This window comes from Siphonobacter sp. BAB-5385, from assembly GCF_002261125.1.
Taxonomy (GTDB): Bacteria; Bacteroidota; Bacteroidia; order Cytophagales; family Spirosomataceae; genus Siphonobacter.
In genome coordinates, this window is sequence record NZ_NMPS01000116.1 from 1 (window position 1) to 21,246 (window position 21,246).

The 21,246-nt window shown below is 48.5% G+C and carries 18 protein-coding genes; 10 read left to right on the top strand and 8 right to left on the bottom strand.

Annotated elements, in window-relative coordinates; translation table 11 throughout:
• Positions 1-97: 97 nt before the first annotated feature.
• Positions 98-1,105, top strand: a complete 1,008-nt coding sequence (locus BWI93_RS11470) for a UDP-glucuronic acid decarboxylase family protein (RefSeq protein ID WP_094811382.1) — start codon at positions 98-100, stop codon at positions 1,103-1,105.
• A gap of 66 nt (positions 1,106-1,171) precedes the next feature.
• On the opposite strand, the gene BWI93_RS11475 is transcribed toward BWI93_RS11470, so the two are convergent.
• Both BWI93_RS11475 and BWI93_RS11480 read right to left on the bottom strand, forming a co-directional pair.
• The gene (locus tag BWI93_RS11475; RefSeq protein WP_094811384.1) at positions 1,172-2,323 is read right to left on the bottom strand and encodes a hypothetical protein; all 1,152 of its coding nucleotides are present in this window, start codon (positions 2,321-2,323) and stop codon (positions 1,172-1,174) included.
• Positions 2,324-2,547: 224 nt separating this feature from the next.
• Complete coding sequence (locus BWI93_RS11480) at positions 2,548-3,177, bottom strand: DNA polymerase III subunit psi (protein WP_094811386.1); 630 nt, start codon at positions 3,175-3,177, stop codon at positions 2,548-2,550.
• A gap of 597 nt (positions 3,178-3,774) precedes the next feature.
• Between BWI93_RS11480 and BWI93_RS11485 the strand changes: the two genes are divergently transcribed.
• From BWI93_RS11485 to BWI93_RS11520, 8 genes are all read left to right on the top strand, one after another.
• Positions 3,775-6,666, top strand: a complete 2,892-nt coding sequence (locus tag BWI93_RS11485; protein WP_217902258.1) for a SusC/RagA family TonB-linked outer membrane protein — start codon at positions 3,775-3,777, stop codon at positions 6,664-6,666.
• Between the two features lie 11 nt (positions 6,667-6,677).
• The gene (locus tag BWI93_RS11490; RefSeq protein WP_094811388.1) at positions 6,678-8,303 is read left to right on the top strand and encodes a RagB/SusD family nutrient uptake outer membrane protein; all 1,626 of its coding nucleotides are present in this window, start codon (positions 6,678-6,680) and stop codon (positions 8,301-8,303) included.
• Positions 8,304-8,591: 288 nt separating this feature from the next.
• The gene (locus BWI93_RS11495; protein WP_094811391.1) at positions 8,592-9,629 is read left to right on the top strand and encodes an agmatine/peptidylarginine deiminase; all 1,038 of its coding nucleotides are present in this window, start codon (positions 8,592-8,594) and stop codon (positions 9,627-9,629) included.
• Positions 9,629-10,018 (top strand): n-acetylglutamate synthase, encoded by a 390-nt coding sequence (locus BWI93_RS11500; RefSeq protein ID WP_255157808.1) that lies wholly within the window; start codon positions 9,629-9,631, stop codon positions 10,016-10,018. Before BWI93_RS11495 ends, BWI93_RS11500 begins: the two co-directional genes overlap by 1 nt.
• 3 nt (positions 10,019-10,021) lie before the next feature.
• The gene (locus tag BWI93_RS11505) at positions 10,022-10,693 is read left to right on the top strand and encodes a hypothetical protein (protein WP_141217437.1); all 672 of its coding nucleotides are present in this window, start codon (positions 10,022-10,024) and stop codon (positions 10,691-10,693) included.
• 127 nt (positions 10,694-10,820) lie between these two features.
• Positions 10,821-13,097 carry a peptidylprolyl isomerase gene (locus BWI93_RS11510; protein ID WP_176454198.1) on the top strand — a complete coding sequence of 759 codons (2,277 nt, stop codon included), beginning with the start codon at positions 10,821-10,823 and terminating at the stop codon, positions 13,095-13,097.
• Positions 13,098-13,125: 28 nt separating this feature from the next.
• Positions 13,126-14,475 (top strand): peptidylprolyl isomerase, encoded by a 1,350-nt coding sequence (locus tag BWI93_RS11515; protein WP_094811397.1) that lies wholly within the window; start codon positions 13,126-13,128, stop codon positions 14,473-14,475.
• Between the two features lie 133 nt (positions 14,476-14,608).
• Positions 14,609-15,571: a MoxR family ATPase gene (locus BWI93_RS11520; RefSeq protein ID WP_094811399.1), complete on the top strand. Its 963-nt coding sequence runs from the start codon at positions 14,609-14,611 to the stop codon at positions 15,569-15,571.
• Between the two features lie 73 nt (positions 15,572-15,644).
• Here BWI93_RS11520 and BWI93_RS11525 read toward each other — a convergent pair whose 3' ends face one another.
• The 6 genes from BWI93_RS11525 to BWI93_RS11550 all read right to left on the bottom strand — a co-directional run bounded on the left by BWI93_RS11525 (position 15,645) and on the right by BWI93_RS11550 (position 20,016).
• A complete protein-coding gene (locus tag BWI93_RS11525; RefSeq protein WP_094811401.1) occupies positions 15,645-16,670 on the bottom strand; it encodes an NYN domain-containing protein in 1,026 nt (341 codons plus the stop codon).
• A 170-nt stretch (positions 16,671-16,840) separates the two neighbouring features.
• Positions 16,841-17,440 carry an NTP transferase domain-containing protein gene (locus BWI93_RS11530; RefSeq protein WP_094811403.1) on the bottom strand — a complete coding sequence of 200 codons (600 nt, stop codon included), beginning with the start codon at positions 17,438-17,440 and terminating at the stop codon, positions 16,841-16,843.
• On the bottom strand, positions 17,437-18,216 hold the full coding sequence (gene truA / locus BWI93_RS11535; protein ID WP_094811405.1) for a tRNA pseudouridine(38-40) synthase TruA: 780 nt from the start codon (positions 18,214-18,216) through the stop codon (positions 17,437-17,439). Before truA ends, BWI93_RS11530 begins: the two co-directional genes overlap by 4 nt.
• A gap of 44 nt (positions 18,217-18,260) precedes the next feature.
• Positions 18,261-18,989 carry a hypothetical protein gene (locus tag BWI93_RS11540; RefSeq protein WP_094811407.1) on the bottom strand — a complete coding sequence of 243 codons (729 nt, stop codon included), beginning with the start codon at positions 18,987-18,989 and terminating at the stop codon, positions 18,261-18,263.
• A gap of 122 nt (positions 18,990-19,111) precedes the next feature.
• Positions 19,112-19,699 carry a DUF4136 domain-containing protein gene (locus tag BWI93_RS11545; protein ID WP_094811409.1) on the bottom strand — a complete coding sequence of 196 codons (588 nt, stop codon included), beginning with the start codon at positions 19,697-19,699 and terminating at the stop codon, positions 19,112-19,114.
• A 122-nt stretch (positions 19,700-19,821) separates the two neighbouring features.
• Positions 19,822-20,016 carry a cold-shock protein gene (locus tag BWI93_RS11550; RefSeq protein WP_093199677.1) on the bottom strand — a complete coding sequence of 65 codons (195 nt, stop codon included), beginning with the start codon at positions 20,014-20,016 and terminating at the stop codon, positions 19,822-19,824.
• A 219-nt stretch (positions 20,017-20,235) separates the two neighbouring features.
• On the opposite strand from BWI93_RS11550, the gene BWI93_RS11555 reads away from it, so the two are divergent.
• Positions 20,236-21,168, top strand: coding sequence for a sugar phosphate isomerase/epimerase (locus tag BWI93_RS11555; RefSeq protein ID WP_176454199.1), 933 nt, complete (start codon positions 20,236-20,238; stop codon positions 21,166-21,168).
• Positions 21,169-21,246: the final 78 nt, after the last annotated feature.

Below are 21,246 nucleotides of genomic sequence, written 5' to 3' on the forward strand. Positions count from 1 at the left end.
CCTATTACTCCATCGGTCGCGAAAAAGTTAATTAATCGATTCAAGAGAGGGAAGAACTACACATCTTTCCTCTTTTTTATATACTACTCACCTTTGTATGAAACGTGTACTCATCACCGGAGCAGCCGGATTTCTGGGATCCCATTTGTGTGATCGCTTTATTAAAGAAGGCTACTACGTCATTGGGATGGATAACCTGGTAACAGGTGATCTCAAAAACATCGAACACCTTCGATCCCTTCCTACGTTTGAATTCATTCACCACGATGTATCCAACTACATTGATGTGCCGGGTGAACTGGATTACATTCTGCACTTTGCCAGTCCGGCCAGTCCGATTGACTACCTGAAAATTCCGATTCAAACGCTGAAAGTAGGCTCACTGGGCACGCACAACTGTCTGGGACTGGCCAAAGCCAAAGGTGCTCGCATTCTGGTGGCATCAACCTCGGAAGTATACGGTGATCCGCTGGTACACCCGCAAACGGAAGATTACTGGGGCCACGTAAACCCCATTGGTCCTCGCGGTGTATACGACGAAGCCAAGCGTTTTCAGGAGGCCATCACCATGGCTTACCACCGGTACCACGGCGTAGAAACGCGGATCATTCGTATTTTCAATACCTACGGTCCCCGTATGCGACTCAATGACGGTCGCGTGTTGCCCGCCTTCATTGGTCAGGCACTACGGGGTGAAGATTTGACGGTATTCGGCGATGGTTCACAAACCCGCTCGTTCTGTTACGTGGACGATTTAGTAGAAGGAATTTATCGCTTGCTGATGAGTGATTACGCCGAGCCCGTAAACATCGGTAACCCGGTCGAAATCACCATCAAGCAATTTGGTGAAGAAATCATCAAATTGACGGGTACCAAGCAACAGCTGGTTCTGAAGCCCCTGCCGCAGGATGATCCAAAGCAGCGTCGTCCGGACATTACCCGGGCTCAGCAAATCCTGGGCTGGGAGCCGCAGGTGACCCGCGAAGAAGGATTGCGTCGTACGTACGAATACTTCAAAAGCCTGCCCGAAGAAGAACTCTATAAAGCAGCCAACTACCGTTTCGGTACGCCCTATCAGGAAGGCAGCCACACGGTAAGCAAATAAGATAGATGCTTATAAAAAGAAAATCGCCCGTTGGAAGACGGGCGATTTTCTTTTTACTGCAATGAATTAATGATTACCGTTCATTCGCTGGGGAAGGGGGTGACCATTGCGGACCGGACTACTCTCCAGTCGAGCTTCTCGGGAGACCTCGGAAGACGGAAGTTCGGTCAATGCGTATAAGTGCTGGCGAAGTCGGTTCCGACGTTCAGTCAGGTCCGTCAGCGGCGTCAGGAAGCTAAGTTTGTTTTCGAGCGTTCCTTTCTGAATCAGATGCTCGGAAAGACTGCCTTCGATCTCAGCCAAACGTTGTTGTTTCTGCAGGCGGAGTTTGCGTAAACGCTTGAGTTTCGGCCCCGCCTGTAACCAGCGGAACCAGAAGCCCTGAAGAATCGGGAAGGACACGCCCAGACATACGGCACCGGCTACGGCAAACAGCACGCCCGACAGTACAAACGAAGCCAGGGCAAACGGACTCGTGACCAGCCCCTGATTAAGTACATCCACCTGCTGCATCTGCTTTTCAACCTGCAAAATGGCCGAAGCTGAGGTTTGATCGGCCTGCTGTAATTGCAGGTTTTTGATGTTTTGGGTAATGGCCTGCTTCATTTTATCTGTACGATAGGCTTCGTACCGGAACCAGCCCAATACAAACAGCGTCAGTACGGAAAAGATAGCCAGAGTAATTTTGAATGAAGCGTACAGCTTCTGACTCTTCTCCTGATTCTGCAGGTACGGTCCTTCGATCAATCGATCGTAGACCGGTTTCAACAATACCGACACCATCGCCAGACCTACGGCGAAAAACCAGGCTTCCGTCGTATTCCGGATATTGAGGGCATAGGCTACAATCTCGTGCGAAATGATCAGGTCACCCGCTACGAAAGAAAGGCCCGCTACGAAATACAGCAGTCCCGCAAACAGCGAGTACTTCGGAGCCGCTTTCTTGTATCGCTCTTCCAGCGAAGCAATATCGGCTTCCGTTTCGCTGACGCTCTGATTTTGGCGGGCAATGTCTTTATTGATACTGTCGATCTTCACCAGATGCTGTTGCAGTGATCCATACGTTTGTTGCTGATCCTGGCGGGTTTGCCGGATTTCCGTATCAAGTTCCTGTATTTCCTGCTGGATGAAGGTACGCTGGTGCTGAAGTCGGTCCGACTCGGGCTGATGAGGGGGTTGGAATGAGTTGCCTTCGGGATGGATGGGTTCCTGTGCCATTCGTTTCTACAATTAATACATGGGTTAAGATTCCTTCTGAAGAATCAGAAGAAAAAAGGCCAATAGTAAAAAAGTAGAGTTGTTTCGTAGAAAAACTAAGCTATGGGTTGGGACCAAGATCCGGGATTAGGCACATCCGTCACCTATACAAACGTAAAAAGCGTCGGTTGCGTTGACTTCACAGGAAAAAAATATCAGTACGGTGTGAAAAAATGCAGTAAAACTTACGCCGTAAAGAGCTGTTTGAGCACCGTCCATAGTGCTTTTTTCTTGGCTTTATCTTCGTGCAAATCTTTCAGATGATCCACCATAACGAAGTTGATCTCTTCAACGGGGCGTATCTGGTACGGCATCAGGAATACCTGAATGCCCATTTTTTTGAGCGGCACACCGAAACTAAGCACGTGATGAACCGCCTTGCTACTCAGCAAAGACTGGTACTGGGACAACAGCGTTTGTGAAACATCCAGTAAATCGATAGTCTCCAGTGAAAGCCCAACGGATTTAAGGATGTTTTGCAGCAAATCGAGGTCCTTCTCACTCGGATTGTCTGTAAGTACCAGAAGTTGATGCTGGAAACGGAGGGGAGCAGGTTCCGGCGTTTGAACCGGAGCTGGTTTTTCGGTGGGCGGTACCACCACGGGTGTGGGGGTTGGTAGAGCAGGTTCCTGTACCTCTGGAGTCGGCTGGGGAGCTTCGACGGGAACGGCCGCTACCGGAACGGCTGTTTGTGGTACCGCCTGAAGGGGTTCAGCCACCGGCCTAGCTGGAACGTACTCCGACGGAATTAAAAAAAGTTGTTCGTCGGAAAAAAGCTGTTGCAGGAATACCGGGTCAGGTGAACTGTTCATCATGGTTCAAAAATACGGCTTCCCGATCAACTACTTATCATAGATACCTGATAAAATCAACTTGCAGACCAGAATCTGTACACGGGTGAATAGTTAACAGGCCTATCCCCAATTCTTTTAGCTTCTCTTCACTTCGTGGGTGAAATCCTGATTAGCCTTCGTGTTATAGGTGCCATTTCTCCGCGTTTTCTTCAACAACCGATTCAGCATTCAAGGCCCTGACCTGCTCTAAATTCACCGGAAAATTATTGAAGTTTTACCTGTGATTCATAGCTCCAAAACTGGCTTCGATACGAAGTGTGCAATAGTAGATTAAAATAATGAAACGTATAGTCAAGGTTAAAATCTTATCAAATTAAATAATATAATTCATTTTATTATTTAAATAATCCTATTACTTTTCAGTCAGGATGAAAAGATCTATTTACCTTTTACTAACTAAGTGTATATATGACACAATTGCTTCTACTTGAAACGATGCGAGAAAAAGTCCTTCATTTTTGGTCTTACCTGTTTTTTGAACGCAGGTTAAAAATGGTTCAGCCCTTGGTAATTCTATTAGGCCTATGTACCGCTCTACCCGCGTTCGCCCAAACAACAGTGCGAGGAAAAATTACGGACGACGCCGGCACTGCTCTGGTCGGAGCGAGTGTGGTCATCAAAGGGACTTCGCAGGGAGAGCTCACGAATAAAAACGGCGAGTATACCATCACGATCCCTTCTGGTACCACCGATCCTACACTGAGTATTTCGTTCATTGGGTACATGCGTCGGGAAATTCCGATTGGTAATCAGACGACCATCAATGTCACCCTGGAGACCGACAACGCGATGCTTTCGGAAGTCGTAGTGGTTGGCTACGGTACGCAAAGGGCTGGAGATATTACCAGCTCGGTGGCTTCCGTGAAGGCGGAAAATTTCGTGAAGGGTCCGGTTCGGGATGCCGGGCAACTTTTGCAGGGAAAAGTAGCGGGTCTGACGATTGGTACGCCCAGCGGTAACCCAACGTCCGGCTCGCAGATTGTATTACGAGGCAACACGACCCTGTTTGGAGCCAATACCGATCCGCTGATTATTATTGATGGGGTACCGGGAAATCTGAATACCGTAGCTCCGGAAGACATCGAGTCCATTGATGTCCTGAAAGATGGATCGGCCGCCGCTATTTACGGCGTTCGGGGTACGAATGGGGTAGTAATTATCACCACGAAGCGACCAAAAGCGGCCGAAACCAACGTGGTCGAGTACAGTGGCAACGTAAGTATCCAGTCCGTCGCCCGCAAACTTGATTTGTTAACGGCTCAGGACTATCGCAGTCAGATTGCAGCGGGTACCCGGGATGCCTCCTGGGATTTGGGAGGAGATACGGACTGGCTTCGGGAAATCTCCCGAACGCCCGTTACGAACATTCATAACCTGACCTTCCGGGGTGGCAGCAGTACCACCAATTACATTGCCTCCGTCAACTATCGGTACCTCGAAGGGATTTTCAAGAAATCGGATAACCGGACGTTCACGGGACGAATCGACGTCAACCACAGCATGTTTAACAAAAAGCTGGTGCTGAATCTGAGCCTGTTGAGCCAGCTCAACCGCTTCACGCAAACGGCCGATGGTGGAACCTTCAACGGCTATACCTATCGGCAGGCCGTCATCCGCAACCCAACGTCTCCAGTTTACGATCAGAATGGAAACTGGTTTGAGCAGCCCGGTAACTTCAATTACGAAAACCCGCTAGCCCGTTTATACGAAACCGACGGGCTGACCCGCAATGCGGATGCCCGGTTAATTGCCAACATCACGTACAATCCCATCAAGGATTTGAGGCTGAATGCTTTAGTTTCTTACAGTCGGAATAACAACAATGCGGGCTATGCGGAAACGAAACGACATATTTCTACCGTCCGGGATAATCGCAATGGGTACGCCGCCATTGGAAGCTCGCTCAACATCACCCGGTTACTCGAAACTACCGCCGAATACTCGAAGCAAATCGGTCTAAACCGCTTCACGTTGCTGGGCGGCTATGGGTATCAGGAAAATGAGTTTGAAAGCAGTTTTATGCAAAACTTCAATTTCCCGACGGACATCTTCAGCTACCACAACATGGCTCTGGGCAAAGCTCTGGCCGAAGGAAAAGCAAACATGGGTTCGAGTAAAAACGTAACCAACCTGATCAGTTTCTTTTCCCGGTTATCGTACAGTTACGATGATCGCTATTTATTGATGGCGAGTGTGCGGCACGAAGGGGCGAGTCAGTTGTACGGAGCCAAACGTCCCTGGGGAACCTTCATGGCGGGTTCCGTGGGCTGGCGGATTACGAACGAGGCCTTCATGAAAAACCAGACGATTTTCGATGATCTGAAGCTTCGGGCCGGGTACGGCGTGACGGGTAACCCGCCTTCATCCTCGTTTTTAAGTCAGGCCTTGCTAGGGTATGGTGGGTTCATTTACTCGAATGGCGAATGGGTGCGGTCACTGGGGCCGGTCACCAACCCTAACCCGAATCTTCGCTGGGAAGAAAAACATGAGACAAACATTGGATTAGACTTCTCGCTCAAGAAAGGCCGCATTAGCGGACAGGTGGATTATTACGTACGGCGAATCAAAGGCTTGCTTTACGACTACCAGGTGCCCAGTCCGCCCAATCTGTTTACATCTACGCGAGCGAACGTAGGAGTTATGGAAAACAAAGGACTGGAAGTACTGGTCAATTTTGTGCCCGTAAAAAACAAGGATTTCGAGTGGACGACTACGTTTCTGTTTTCCACCAACGGTAACAAACTGGTCAGCTTGTCCAACGACCTGTACCAAACGACCAACGATTACTTCACCACCGGAGGGACCGGCGAACCAATTCAGACGTTCACCAACATTGTCTTTATCGGCAAAGGCATTGGTGACTTCTACGGCTTTAAAGTCGTGGATATCGACGAAAGCGGAAAGTGGATTTACGAAAACAAAAACGGTGAGCGGGTAGGCTACAACGACTTTGGCCATTCGTTCGAAGACAAACGGGTACTGGGCAATGGTCTGCCGAAATACTACGGTGGCTGGAATAACAACCTGCGGTACAAAAACTTCGATTTATCAGTTACGATGCGGGGAGCCTTTGCTTACCAGATTCTGAATTTCCAGCGGATGTACCTGGAAAATCCGACGATTGTCAACTACAACCGTTTGAAATCATCGACTGAAAAAGTGTACGGAAAAGCAGTCCTGACGGCTCCGCTCGAATACAACAGCTACTACATCGAAAACGGCGATTTCTGGAAGATTGACAACATTACCGCGGGCTATAATTTCAATCCCAAGATCAAGAACATCCAGCGAGCCCGCGTATTCCTTTCTACGCTGAATACGCTCACCATTACGGGTTACAAGGGAATTGATCCCGAAGTAAACCGGAGCGGATTAAGCCCCGGCAACGACGACCGCGATAAATATCCCACGACTCGGACGTTCACCGCTGGTATCAACTTAACATTCTAAATCTGAACTTCATGAAAAAGATATTCATACCTAAACTGCTGGCTTCTTTGTTCGTCATCGGAACGCTTCCGGGGTGTACAGACCTGAAGGACGAAGCCTACACCACCATTATTGCCAGCAAATTCAATCCTACCCAAAATGACATCGCGGCCATCACCGGAGCGGCGTATTCAAACTGGCGATTTGTTATGCTCGACTGGGACGGTTACTGGCGGGCTCAGGAATTGAGTGCCGATCAGGAGGTCATACCGGGAAGACCTAATGGCTGGGTGGATGGAGGCGTCTACCGCCGTATTCATGAACACAAATGGACGTCGGAAGAGGGAATTGTCAGAAACACCTGGACCCGGACGTATGCGGGCATCACGAACTGCAATCGGATCATTTATCAGATTGAATCAAACCTGATTCCGGTAGGCGAAAGCAAAAATGCCGTCTTAGCCGAATTGAAAGTGTTGCGGGCATCTTATTACTACATCCTGCTGGATATGTTTGGCAACGTACCCCTGGTGACGCAGTTCGATTTACCGGAAGGATTCTTACCGAAACAAAGCACCCGGAAAGAAATATACGACTTCGTGGTGAAGGAAATTGAGTCAAACATTGCCCTGTTAAGTACGAAGAACGACGTTTCCACATACGGCAAATTCAACCAGTGGGCTGCTTATACGCTGCTGGCCAAAGTGTACCTGAACGCGGAAATATATGCCGGTACGCCCCAATGGCAAAAAGCAGCCGATGCGGCCGACAAGGTGATCGCTTCCGGATTATTTACCCTGGAGAGCAACCAGAAAAATGTATTTCTTACCGAAAACCAGAATTCGAAAGAAATTGTCTGGGCCTTTCCGCTGGACGAGAAATACACGAATAACTGGAATGCTTTCGATCTGCACATGCAAAGCCTCTCGCCCGAAAATCAGGCGACGTATAATCTGAGAAGTGCTCCCTGGGGTGGCATGAGTGCTATTCCCCAATTCATTAGCTCCTTCGACAAGGACGATGTGCGGATGAAACAGAACTGGATCCAGGGACCTCAGTACTCTTCAAGTGGCGTCCCCTTGATCTGTACGATGGGTTCCTTTAAAGATAAGCCGCTGAACTACATCAACGAGGTGCCCAGTATTGCCGGAGCCGAATCTGTGCACGGCTACAGGCTGGGTAAATTTGAAATCAAGCTGGGAGCCGAAGTGCAGCTCAGTAATGATTTCCCCATCTTTCGTTACGCGGACGTACTTTTTATTAAAGCCGAAAGTCTGCTTCGCTTAGGCCGGGCCGACGAGGCGGCTACCCTGGTGACGCAGGTTAGAAAACGGGCCTTCCCCAGTAATCCGGACAAGGCGGTGGTGACCGGAGCCCAACTGCGGGGCGGAAGTACGTATGCCTACGGAAGAAGAGATACCGCCCAGAGTACGCAGGAAGGCGGCGATGATATAACCTATGGCCGTTTTCTGGACGAACTGGGCTGGGAGTTTGACCAGGAAGGTCGCCGTCGGCAGGATCTGATTCGGTTTGGCGTGTTCGCTAAAAAATCCTGGCTGTCGCACAGTGCTACCAACGACCTCAGGAAAAACCTCTTCCCCATTCCGGTGGTGGAAATGAACAAAAACTCCAATCTGCAACAAAATCCGGGTTACTAAAACGAATTCTGTAAAAGACGTGTTCGTAGCAAAGAGGAGCTATCCGCGAGGGTAGTTCCTCTTGCTAACTAAAGGCTTTTCCTGGAGCATTGATCCGGAAAAGAACGAGGATCGGATGGATTAGGGGCCCGAGGAAGAGTAGTGTCTCCGTTCGCGAATGAATCAGGTAGAAGGCGTTTGGTCAAAATTAGCAGCCAACCGAGCGTTGTCTATTCGCCCAAAAGCTCGAAGAAAGCGTATCTTTGCGGCCTCATTCCGAACGTCATCGTCGGTAATTTTTGTACTTGAATGACACCTAAAGAACAAGGTTTTTTCTTTCCTGCCGAGTGGCACCCGCACCGGGCTACCTGGCTTACGTTTCCGCATAACGACCATTCCTGGCAGGGCGACAAACTCGCCGGTATGCGTCCGCAGTACATTCAATTCATTAAGGCTATTTCACAGGGTGAAAAAGTTTGTATTAACGCCAATAGTGAAGCCCTTAAAACGCAGATTATCGGCTGGTTAACCGAGGCTGGCGTTGATCTTAATCAGATTGAATTTTTGATTAACCCTACGAATGATGCCTGGTGCCGCGACCACGGTCCGGCGTTTCTGATTAACCCTGAAACTAAACAACGCCAGATTGTAAACTGGGGCTATAACGCCTGGGGGGGCAAGTATCCGCCGTATTCGGATGATGATGCACTGCCCGTTAAAATTGCTGCCTATCTGGATTTGCCTTACGTATCACCGGGCGTCATTATGGAAGGTGGATCGGTTGAATTTAACGGAGCGGGAACGGTATTAACGTCTAAATCCTGCTTACTCAACCCGAACCGAAACCCCCATTTATCGCAGGAGCAGATCGAAAAATACCTGTGCGATTATTACGGCATGGATCAGGTTTTATGGGTGGAAGACGGCATCGTTGGGGATGATACGGACGGTCACATTGATGATACCACTCGTTTCGTAAACGAAGATACGGTCGTAGCGTGCGTAGAAACGGATCGGAATGATGAGAACTTTGAAGTGTTGAATACCAATCTTCAAATGCTCAAAGAAATGCGATTGCTGAATGGCAAGCAGCTGAATATCATCGAACTACCCATGCCTAAACCGGTGTACATTAACGATTTCCGTACGCCGGGCAGTTACGCCAATTTCCTGATTTGTAACGCGGGCGTCATTGTGCCGGTATTCGACAATCCCAACGACCAGCGGGCGATTGATATTCTGGAGCAGGCATTTCCCGACCGCAAAGTCATTCCTTTACTGGCTAATGAAATCATCTGGGGTCAGGGAAGTTTCCACTGCCTGAGCCAGCAGGAACCCTTAATCTAATGCTTCATCGCTGTCCGTCGCATCAGACGGACAGCGTTTCTTATTATCGCATGATTGATTACAATAATCGGCAGTTTCGTACTGTGACTAACACCGAAAATGGCGAAGTCAGTGGCGAAACCCGTTTTCAATACCATCAGGAAGGAAACCTGATTTGGGCGGAGTATGCCGGAGGATCGGTACATAAGGGTTCCATCATTGGAACGGTGGACGCCCAGGGCCATATTGATATGGTCTACCAACACCTCAATACGACGGGTGAACTGCGTACGGGTCGCTGTCATTCCATACCGGAAATTCAGGAAAACGGGAAGATTCGGCTGCACGAAACCTGGCAATGGACTTCCGGCGATGCCTCTTCCGGTACCTCGATTATTGAAGAATGCTAACCCATGCGACCATCTTTTTTGCAAGTACTGGTATTAGGCGGTCTGCTGGTACTGAGTGCTTGTACCAGCCAAAAGCGGCATTCTGCTCCTGTATCCGTAACCTTTCAGCCCACGGAACTAAAAGCCCTGACCATTCAGGAAAAAATTACCCGGGCGGACGAAGTCATGCTGGCGTATTCATTAAGTGTATTGGATGAAAACAATCAGCTGACGGCTACGCAAAATGGCGTGTGGGGGGTACAACGCGTTCAGAAAGACGATCAATTTACCAACTTTCAGGGATTGTCTATTTCAGTACCTCCAAAAAGTAAAGTGGTGGCAACGGTGGTACTGATGGAAATTGACGATTACAGTCGGGCCCAGAAATTCGTGGGAGAAATCCGGAAGTATACGGGAGTGGCCGGTGCCGTCGCGGGCTTTTTTCAGGTGACGGAATTAACCAATCCCGTCGGCTATTTTCTGCTTTCGTTACAGGCTGCCGGACTGGTACTCAACCAGTCCCGCTGGATTGATCCGGATGATTTGCTCGGAGCCGATACGAAAACCTATACCTACGAGGAGTTACAGAAAGGACTGCCCGTAACGATTACCCCTTTAAAATTCAGTAACCACAGTCGTCTGGATCGTTACGAGTATCGGCTCCAGACCCGTTGGTCCATACAAAAGACTCGTTGAATTCTATCATGTTCCGGCCAAAGCCCGCTACCGTCAGAACTAGGTAGCACGCGGGAGTTTCCCTATCTTTGGACAATAATTCGGGACGAAAAACAGTTAGGCTCGGATGAACCCCAATTGCTCAGATATGTATAAATCACTTCGGTGGATCGCTTTCTTGTCTTGCTTTCTGGATTTTACTGCGTACGCTCAACAATCCACTGACCCGGTATTGATGACCATCGGTCCCAAAAAAGTGACGGTGAGCGAGTTCATGTATCATTACAAGAAAAACCCCGTCGGGGCCGACAGCCTCAATGAAAACGCCAGCCTACGGGAGTATCTGCCTTTGTTTATTAATTATAAACTGAAAGTACTGGCCGGCGAAAGCCTGGGCCTGGATACGACCGAGGCGTTCAGGGAAGAACTGGCCGGGTACCGCAAAGTATCGGCCCAGTCGTTCATTACGGATAAAAACGTGACGGAAGCTCTGGTGAAAGAGGCGTACGAACGGATGAAAGAGGAAATCAATGCCTCGCATATTCTGTTGGAAGTGGCTTCGAATGCTTCCCCCGACGACACCCTACGTGTGTACAATCAGGCTATAAGCATTCGGGAACGCATCCTGAAAGGAGAGTCGTTTGAAGAGCTGGCCAAACAGTTTTCGAAAGATCCTTACGCGGCCCGAAACGGGGGAACGCTGGGCTGGTTCACGGGATTACAAATGGTGTATCCCTTTGAAACGGCGGCCTACCAAACCAAGAAAGGCGACATTTCCATGCCCGTACGGACAAAGTTCGGCTATCACCTCATCCGGGTCAATGACCGCCGGACCAGTCAGGGAAATGTACAGGTAGCCCATCTGTTTGTACGCGTCGATCCCAATGCAACGGATTCGGAAAAGATGACGGCTAAAACGAAAATTGAAGAAGCGTACGGTGAACTGCAACGTGGCGTGCCGTTTGAGGCCGTAGTCAAGCAATTTTCGGAAGATGCCAGTACCAAAAGTGCGGGCGGGGTAATGCAGCCGTTCGGGACCGGAAAGATGCTGCCTCCCTTTGAAGAAGCAGCCTTTGCTCTGAAAAAGGAAAATGCGTATTCCGCTCCGTTTCAGACGCAGTATGGCTGGCATATTCTCAAGCTGGTTAAACGGATTCCTTTGCTCGATTACGCGGAAGTAGGGGGGTACCTCCGGACGAAAGTACAGTCGGATGATCGCTCGAACGTAAGTAAATCGGCCGTGCTTCGCCGGGTGAAACAGGAAAATAAATACGAAGAGAATAAAACGGCCGTAGCGGCAGCTCTCGAAAAAGCGAACCCCCTGCTGAAAGACGGCAAGTGGCAGGCTCCCGCCGATGCGAATCTCAATGGGCAGCTACTGTTCCGCATTGGTTCACAGGTATATCGGGTGAGCGACTTTTATAATTACGTCCAGCAAACGCAGCGTCCACAGGCCGGAGCTTCGCCCCAAAGCCTCATGCAGAGCTTACTGAACGCCTTCATTGAGGAGAAGAATCTGGAGTACGAAGAGCAGCACCTAGAAGCAAAGAATGAAGATTTCAGGGATTTGATTCAGGAGTACCATGACGGTATGTTGTTGTTCCAGATGCTCGATGAAAAAGTCCAGGGTCGCTCGCTGACTGATACGACGGGTCAACGGCAATTTTACGAGCAGAATCGTAATAAATATCAGTTACCTCCGCGTGTCAAAGCAACCGTACTGGATGCAGCTTCACGGCCCATTCTGGACCTGGCATTGAAATCACTGGCAAAAAAACCGTATGCTCTCAGCCGAAAAGTAACGGATCTGACGTTTCCTAAAGGACAAACCAAATTAACGGAAGGACAACGCGAGCAACTTTTTGACTTAATTGTCATCTTAACAAAGAACTACGACTATCAGGTGGAAATCAGCGGTCACGCCGATGCCTCTGAAGCGGATTCCTGCTCGGCGGGACGTTTACGAAGCGTAGTAAATGAATTAGTGAAACGCGGGAATATTTCGCCGACGCGGATTGTTGAAGTAGACGAGAGTAAATTCAAACCCGTTTCCACGACGAACCGCGATAAAAACCGTCGGGTGTCATTCGCTCTCTTTACCAATGCTCCGATTGACGTAGTGCGGCAGTTTAATACGCAGAAAGCCGATAACCTGATTTATCAGGAAGGCTTTTTCCAGAAAGGCGAAAACAAGTTTGTTGATGCAGTAAGCTGGAAAGTAGGCAAGCAAACCGTAGAGAAAAGTGGCCGGGTGGTGCAGATTGATATTCAGGCTGTAGACAATGCCCGTACGAAAACGTTGAACGAAGCCCGGGGCCAAGTCATCAACGATTATCAGGTCTATCTGGAAAAAGACTGGGTGGAGTCGCTGAAAAAACAGTTTCCCGTACAGGTGAATGAAAATGAATTGAAAAAGTTAAAATAGTTGATTGGGTTGTTTTAAAAATCTGGAAATGAGAAAAATTCTTGGGTTGCTGATCGTGTTTTTACCGGTGCTGGGCTTTGCTCAGGCGTCTAAAGGTAAAGTCATCGACGGCGTGATTAGTAAGGTAGATAATCACTATATTCTGCGATCGGACCTGGATCAAATGTATCATCAGTATCAGGCTGAGAACCCTAAAAACGCTCCGACTCGCTGTCAGTGCCTGAATAGCCTGATTATTAACAAAGTAATGCTGGCAAAAGCCGAGATTGACTCCGTAACGGTGGAAGATCGGCAGGTAGATGGTGAACTCGAAGGCCGGATGGATCAGATGATCCAGATGTACGGCTCTGAGAGAAACATCGTCGAGCAGTTCGGTAAAAGCCTGGATCAGTTAAAAGCAGAGCTTCGTTCAGACGTAAAAAATAACTTGCTGGTGCAGGAAATGCAGCGTAAAATCACGAGTGACGTGAAAATTACGCCCAGCGAAGTACGGAAGTTCTTTAACTCGATTCCTAAAGACAGCTTACCCTATTTCCCCTCGGAAGTACAGGTAGGACACATTATCCGTCTGGCCAAGGTTACGAAAGAAGAGCGTGAGAAATTACGCGAACGACTGATGGATTATAAGAAGCGGGCGTTGGCTGGTGAAGATTTCGCTAAACTGGCCACCACGTATTCGGAAGACGTAGGAAGTGCCCAGAACGGTGGCTTGTACGCGAACGTCAAACGTGGTACGATGGTACCCGAATTTGAAGGAGCCGTATATCGCATGAAACCCGGCGAACTCTCCGAACCTATTGAATCTGAATACGGAATTCACCTGATCAAACTGGAAGACATTAAAGGGGAGGTCTATACGGCCCGCCACATTCTGCTACGTCCGGATTATAACCGTCTGGACATTGACGAGCCGACGCATTTCCTGGATTCCATTCGTACGCAATTAGTAGATAGCAAGCTGGATTTCGAAAAAGCAGCCAAGGAATACTCGGAAGATAAGGCTACGTCTGACGTAGGCGGCTGGATTCAGGATCCCGAAACACGGGCTCCACGCCTGGCTCTGGATGCCAGTATGGACCCCAGTTTGTATTTTACCCTGGATTCCATGCAGGTAGGTACTTATTCAACCGTAACGCCATATCGGACTAATGATGGCAAAACGGGCGTCCGGATCATTTATTATAAAACAAAGTATCCCCCGCATTACGCTAACCTGGAAGAAGATTATCAGAAACTCCAGAAAATTGCCCTGAGCCGCAAGCGAAACAATGCCGTTGAAAAATGGTTTAAGAAAACGAAAGGCGAAGTGTTTATTCAGGTACGTGACGAAGATTTGAAGCAGGAGTGTGACGAAGTAATCGCCGCTTTTAGTAATTAACAGGGCTTTTGAAGTACTGAAGGGGTTTGACACCGCTGAAAGTTTTTGGATAAATGATCAAAAACGATTCAGCTTGTGTCAAACCCTTTCTTATTTTAGTGATTCTTTTGGTCTAAACCCTATTTAACTACGTATGACGTATTCTTCCGATGTCGAAGGAGTAAAGGCTCTCAATGAGGCGTATCAAAAGTTACATGCTGAAATTACTAAGGTAGTAATCGGGCAGGATGAAGTCGTACGTTTACTGTTGACCGCCATTTTTTGTCAGGGGCACTGTTTGCTGGTCGGCGTACCGGGTCTGGCTAAAACCCTGCTCATCCAGACGATGGCCGGTGCTCTGGATTTGAGTTTTAACCGGATTCAGTTTACGCCGGATTTGATGCCTTCGGACATTACGGGTTCAGAAACGCTGGATAACGACCGGAATTTCCGTTTCATCAAAGGGCCTATTTTCTCCAACATCATTCTGGCGGATGAAATCAACCGTACGCCGCCCAAAACGCAGTCAGCTCTGCTGGAGTCCATGCAGGAGTATGCAGTGACCATCGCGGGGCAGAAGTATTCGCTGAGCCGTCCGTTTTTCGTGCTGGCGACCCAAAACCCCATTGAGCAGGAAGGTACGTATCCGCTACCGGAAGCCCAGCTCGACCGGTTTATGTTCATGATTCAGCTGACGTATCCGAAATTCGAGTCGGAGCTGGCCATTGTGAAAGCAACCACTACCGATAACCGTTACGAAGTAAAACAACAGGTTACGGGCGAAGAAATTCAGTACTTTCAACATTTGGTACGACGCGTCCCCATTGCTGATAACGTGGTTGAATATGCGGTTCGACTGGTGCACAAAACGCGTCCACAAACGGAACTGGCCTCCCGGGAAGCCAATGAGTTTCTGGAGTGGGGAGCCGGGCCGCGTGCTTCGCAAAACCTGATTCTAGCGGCTAAGTGCAATGCCTTGTTTAATGGAAAATTTTCGCCGGATATTGAAGATGTACAGGCGGTAGCTTTGCCCATTTTGCGGCACCGCATCGTACGTAACTTCAAAGCGGAAGCGGAAGGCGTAACGGTAGAGGATTTGATTCGTAAAATTATTTAATTCCAGATGTATAAATGAGAAAAGCGGACCCAATTAGGTCCGCTTTTCTCATTTATCAATGGTTCCTAAACTATTAAAACTCAAGTTTCAGAGAATCCGGTTCGTTCTCCGTAACACTTTCGGTGGCTTCAGCTACTTCTGCCCCTTCTTCATCCCACAGCAAACGTACATTCTTGGCGATGTAATCACCCCGGTCATTCAGTGATAAAACGAATTCCACTTCGTCCCCTTCCTGTAGTTCATTGAAATCCGTATCTACCAGACTGGTGTAATGGAAGAACAGGTTATTGGGGGGATATTTGATGAAACCATACCCGTTTTTGAGCGAGTAAATGGTACTTGTCATTAGTTCGCCCGTATGCTCAGCCAGGGTCGGATTAGGACCTACGGCAGCATCGGCTGCCGGACGTTCAGCCCGGGGAGCGGTTTGTGGCGGCGAAGGTGGGATGACGAAAAGTCCATTAATCAACGGATCATTCCGACGTACGCGGTCTTCAATGATGTTCTGCATGTCAGCGTAGTAGGATACTTCTTCCAGCAGATCCTGCGACGTCCGGGTGACCATTTTCTGGCCGTCTTCCGTCGTATATTCAAAGTCCCAGCTCAGTACCATCACCCGCGTACCGATCGTATTCAGTTTACGAACCAGGGGTACGAAATCACCGTCTGAAGCAATGAGAACAATAATATCAAATTTTTTATACAGAGCCATTTCGTAAGCTTCCAGAGCCAGCCATACGTCAATTCCTTTTTCGTGGCGGTTGTTAAAGGTATTACGAATGGGCAGGTAATGCGTAGTAACGCCTTCAGCCATGAGCAGGTCATCAAAAACCCGATCATAAAACAGCATGTGCCCCCGTTGACTAGCCTCCTGAGCATTCAGACGACCGCGGAAATAATGGGCATCTACAATCTGGCAGGAACGTGTATCTGAATTCAACTCATCGGCAACCTGATTTCTAATAAAACTATGTAAACCTGATACGCTTATACGACTTTTACGGGAGTGGAAATAATTATAATAATTGCTTACGTGTAAGAAATAATTGCCGTCATAAAATACGCCAATTCGAGTAAGTGATAACTGGTCGTTAGCCATTTGATAGGGTATGTTTTATCGTTTTTATAGTTAAATAGAAATAATCCTTTTTACTCAGGTAAGTCGACTTAGGGTGGGCTAGATCTATTTTATCAACTTATAGGGCGGGTAAATTCTATCGGAACAAACCTGGAAATTTGGCGGTCGGATATTTCTAATTAATGACAAATTTAAGGATTAAAAGCACTTTTTGCAAACCCCTTCCAGTCTTCCTCCGTGTCAATATCTACAGAACCTAGAGGAAAAGCTACTTTTTTTAGCTGGTCAGCATATTTGTTAGCTAAAGGCTTCGCTCCACGATCGCCCGTCAACGTCAGCAACTCCGGAAAATAAGCTGATCCAAATAGCATGGGAACCCCCCAGTCGGAATCGTAATCCGACACCACAATACAATCGGCGTCACCGTTGTAGAGGTTTAGAATTTCCTGGAGTAGGGGCGTGTCCAGATGGGGCTGGTCAGTTAGTACAAACAATAGGGCATCGGCCTGTTGCTCGATCGCATACGTTGTGGCCAGACGTACGGATGCAGCCATTCCTTCCGACCAGTCTGGATTGAACAAAACCGTCACGGGTAAGTCGGCTACCGCAGCTGCTACTGGTTCGGCATACGCTCCCGTAATGAGGCAAACGGACGTTTCAGCGTACTGAATCCGCAGGACGGTTTGCGTTACGCGGTGAAGCAGCGTTTGCTCTTCCCATTCAATCAGTTGTTTCGGTCGACCCAGGCGACTGGAACGGCCCGCCGCTAAAATAGCCAGTTGTACATTCATTGTAGATGATCAGTGACGCCCGTCGGCGGATCAAACGCGTAGCCAGGGTAGGTGACTTCAACCAGGAAAAGTCCATCGGGCGGTACGGCACGTCCGGCTTTTTTCCGGTCTTTCGCCAGAATAATTTGTTCAAAATCGCTAACTGTAGTCCGCCCCCGTCCGACGTCCATCAGCGTTCCTACCAGGGCCCGTACCATACCCCGTAGAAAACGGTCGGCCCGTACATGAAAAATAAGTTCGTGTCCCCGTTCTTCCCAGCGAGCTTCCGTAATGGCACAGCGAAAGGTTTTTACCTGCGTATTTACTAGACTAAAACTCTGAAAATCACTGTATCTCAGCAGATATTCAGCCGCCTGATTCATGGCCGATACGTCGAGCGGAAAACTAAACGGATAAACCATGGAAGGGCGGAAAGGGTTTTTAAGGCGTGAAATTCGGTATTCGTACTTTCGGGAAGTAGCCGTAAACCGGGCATGAACGTCCGGACGAATGGGGAAAATACGATAGACGACGATACCGGGGGGCAGCATACGATTTGCTTTGAAAGCCACAAAATCCAGATCGTCGGTAATGGGAGCAGGCCATTCGAAATGGGCGAACTGTTGCTCGGCGTGAACGCCAGTATCCGTACGTCCAGACCCAACCAGAGCGACGGGATTTTTCAGAAGTACGGAAAGCGATTTTTCCAGGGTTTCCTGAATGGAAACCGCATTGGGTTGTTTTTGCCAGCCATTAAAAGCCGAACCATTGTACGCAAATGAAATCATATACCGCATCCGACAAAGGTACGGTGCGAAGCGGCCTAAATGAAAACAGAAACTTACTTCCCTAAACGAGCCTGGTATTTTTTGAAGTTAGCTTTAATGACCTGAACCAGATCATACTCCGAAGATTGTAGCACGAAGTCGTCGTCAATGGGAAACAATCGCATGAATTCTTCCAGGTCTTCACCATCCAGCTTGGTAACCTGATTAACCACCTGAGCGTTGTATTTGAATTCCGCGAGTTTGTGTTTCCGATCCTGTTGCTGAAGTACCCCCAGCTTCCGCAGGTTCTTAGCCCGCTTGCTGAATAGTTCGTACATCAGGGAAATCGGAGAGTTGGCCATTTCCATAATCTGCCCCGTCGACATATTTTTTTTGGCCAGCGGTTCTTTCAGGGCTTTCTCGATTTCGTATTTGATCTCGGCTTCTGATTTTGCCGTAATCTGAACTTCATCGAGTGTTCTTCCTTCGGACGTGAAAACGTACTGCTTTACGGTGGTGACGATATCATCTCCCGTGGAATCAACGCTAACCGTTGCATCATCACAGCCGTTGCAGGTAATGCGTAGCTGATCGCCCGTGCGAGCCATGATCAAGAAAGTACCCGTTTTATTCGTACGCGTCACATCCTGCGTTCGGAGGTTTCGAACAGAAGCCAGGTTGATGGGCTTTTTCGTGGAATCATTTAAAGCAACGCCAGTAATGTAGCGGTCCTGAGCCGAAACTTCGGAAATCAGGCCTATTCCTATCCATACGGCAATAAAGGCTGCGAATCTTGAGATCATTGTACGACAATTCTATCGTAAAACTAAGGCTTTCCGAGAAAATTGTCCAGCTTTCTCTGGCTTAGTAATTTTTAACAAAAAAGGGAAGCGTCTTAAGACGCTTCCCTTCGCTTAATTTCAGGTCATTCACCCGATTTCTCTTCAGGTACTTTTTCGACAATTTTATTAATGTCTCGTTCGAGCTGACGGGAAATTTGAGTTGGGTTGTCTACGGCTTTTTCTACCGAACCCCGCCAAACCAGCTTGCGGGTTTTGGCATCTACAATATCCAGTACTACGGTTCCAGCTTCGTATTTTTCCCGACGGGATCGCGGACCGCCGCCCCATCCATACCAGGACGGCCCCCAGCCTCGCCATCCCCAACGTCCCCAGCCCATGTAGGGACCATAGAGAGGAGCCGGATCAGATACAGTACGTTCTTTCTGTTCTACGAAGAAGTGGTATCCAATGAGCATATCCGGATTGCTCTCATCGCGTTGATAGCCCTTTTCGGAAAGTGTGCTCTCCACGGCATTTTCCAGATTCTGCGTGGCAATTTCATTATAGTAGACTGGATTCTTGCCGGCTTGTACATCCGAGTCCATCCAGGCGAATGTTTTGTATTTACTGAAGTTGGCTCGGCTGCTTTTATCTACATTGACAGTAGTACAGGCCATAGCTACCCAGAGTAGCGAAAGAAGCAGGAGTAGTTGATGCAGGAATGTTTTCATGGCTATCCATATCGTAGGTGTATCTGCTACGGTTAAAAACGAATGCCATAGGCTGAAATTGAGCAAAAAAATACCCCGCTCCGGGATGGGAGCGGGGTGCTTTCAGCACGCTAAAGAAAACCTTAGATTTTCTTAACGTTTACGGCGTTCAAGCCACGCTTGCCTTCGATCGTCTCGAAAGAAACACGATCATCCTGACGAATGGTAGCTGAACTCAGACCCGTCGCGTGCACGAAAATATCTTGCCCGGAAGCGTCATCAAGAATAAAGCCAAAACCTTTCGTTTCGTTGAAAAATTTTACAGTGCCTGTTTGCATTGTGAATAAAAATAAATAAAACAAAAATCTCCTGTACGTCAGGATTCAGCAAAGGTAACCGTAATCTTTAGAGTTTTTCTATACAAGGTACGTATATTGAAAAAAAATGTGTAAACTATAGCCACTGGGCCAAATTTGGCATATTTGTCAGGATAAATTTTCTTTTTCCGAGATCGTCAGGAGCAATCTTCCCGGATTTCGTACCGCTGCATGCTTACTATGGAACCTCTTTTCAGTCGCCGCCGAACGATCGGCCAACTTTCAGGCCTGTTTGGCGGAGTCTTTCTGCCTTTTTCTCCCGCTAAGAAACCTGATGCAGCGGAGTCTTTCCGATACTGCTTGAACATGAGTACGCTACGGGGACACAAACTGGGCTTTGAAAAAGAACTTCAAATCGCTGCTCAGGCAGGGTTCCGGTCCGTGGAGGTGTGGGTGGATTCGGTGCAGGACTACGTAAAGCAGGGCAAAACGCTGGCTGATGCCCGCAAGCTGATTACGGATCTGGGATTGACCGTCGAAAATGCTATCGGTTTTGCCCCCTGGATTGTAGACGATGCGGGCGTTCGTTCCAAGGCCCTCGAGCAGATGAAACGGGAAATGGATATGCTCGCCGGTATTGGCTGCAAACGTACGGCAGCCCCGCCCATGGGTGCCACGACTTCTCCTAAACTGGACCTGACGAAAGTGGCGGAACGGTACCGGATTATTCTGGAATTGGGTACGCAAACGGGCGTCATGCCGCACCTGGAACTTTGGGGATTTTCCAGTAACCTGAGCAAACTGAGTGAGGTGATGTACGTAGCTCTAGAGAGTGGACATCCTTCGGCTCGTCTGTTATTGGATGTTTACCATCTGTACAAAGGCGGTTCCAGTCTGGCGAGTTTACCGCTGGTCGGAAAGCCCGCGATGGAAATCTTTCACGTAAATGATTATCCAGCCAATCTCACCGCTGAAAAGATTACGGATGCGGATCGCATCTTCACGGGCGATGGCGTAGCCCCGATTCAGAAAATTCTAAAGGCTATCCATACACCGGAACAGCCGCTAATTCTTTCCCTGGAAGTATTTAACAAATCCTACTACGCTCAGGACCCGCTGACAGTTGCCAAGAATGGACTGGCAAAGATGAAGGCGGTGACGGGGGGAGTTTAGAGTTTTGAGCGGTAGCCGCTGCGGTTTTGAGTTTTCCGTTTTCCATTTTCCGTTTTCCGTTTTCCGTTTTCCGTTTTC

Bases quoted from the DNA above. Each gene is read 5' to 3' on its own strand.
- BWI93_RS11515 (WP_094811397.1), top strand. From the start codon at position 13,126: ATGAGAAAAATTCTTGGGTTGCTGATCGTGTTTTTACCGGTGCTGGGC.
- BWI93_RS11545 (WP_094811409.1), bottom strand. From the start codon at position 19,699: ATGAAAACATTCCTGCATCAACTACTCCTGCTTCTTTCGCTACTCTGG.
- BWI93_RS11490 (WP_094811388.1), top strand. From the start codon at position 6,678: ATGAAAAAGATATTCATACCTAAACTGCTGGCTTCTTTGTTCGTCATC.
- BWI93_RS11495 (WP_094811391.1), top strand. From the start codon at position 8,592: ATGACACCTAAAGAACAAGGTTTTTTCTTTCCTGCCGAGTGGCACCCG.
- BWI93_RS11480 (WP_094811386.1), bottom strand. From the start codon at position 3,177: ATGATGAACAGTTCACCTGACCCGGTATTCCTGCAACAGCTTTTTTCC.
- BWI93_RS11540 (WP_094811407.1), bottom strand. From the start codon at position 18,989: ATGATCTCAAGATTCGCAGCCTTTATTGCCGTATGGATAGGAATAGGC.
- BWI93_RS11500 (WP_255157808.1), top strand. From the start codon at position 9,629: ATGCTTCATCGCTGTCCGTCGCATCAGACGGACAGCGTTTCTTATTAT.
- truA (WP_094811405.1), bottom strand. From the start codon at position 18,216: ATGCGGTATATGATTTCATTTGCGTACAATGGTTCGGCTTTTAATGGC.
- BWI93_RS11550 (WP_093199677.1), bottom strand. From the start codon at position 20,016: ATGCAAACAGGCACTGTAAAATTTTTCAACGAAACGAAAGGTTTTGGC.
- BWI93_RS11530 (WP_094811403.1), bottom strand. From the start codon at position 17,440: ATGAATGTACAACTGGCTATTTTAGCGGCGGGCCGTTCCAGTCGCCTG.
- BWI93_RS11510 (WP_176454198.1), top strand. From the start codon at position 10,821: ATGTATAAATCACTTCGGTGGATCGCTTTCTTGTCTTGCTTTCTGGAT.
- BWI93_RS11505 (WP_141217437.1), top strand. From the start codon at position 10,022: ATGCGACCATCTTTTTTGCAAGTACTGGTATTAGGCGGTCTGCTGGTA.
- BWI93_RS11475 (WP_094811384.1), bottom strand. From the start codon at position 2,323: ATGGCACAGGAACCCATCCATCCCGAAGGCAACTCATTCCAACCCCCT.
- BWI93_RS11520 (WP_094811399.1), top strand. From the start codon at position 14,609: ATGACGTATTCTTCCGATGTCGAAGGAGTAAAGGCTCTCAATGAGGCG.
- BWI93_RS11470 (WP_094811382.1), top strand. From the start codon at position 98: ATGAAACGTGTACTCATCACCGGAGCAGCCGGATTTCTGGGATCCCAT.
- BWI93_RS11555 (WP_176454199.1), top strand. From the start codon at position 20,236: ATGGAACCTCTTTTCAGTCGCCGCCGAACGATCGGCCAACTTTCAGGC.
- BWI93_RS11525 (WP_094811401.1), bottom strand. From the start codon at position 16,670: ATGGCTAACGACCAGTTATCACTTACTCGAATTGGCGTATTTTATGAC.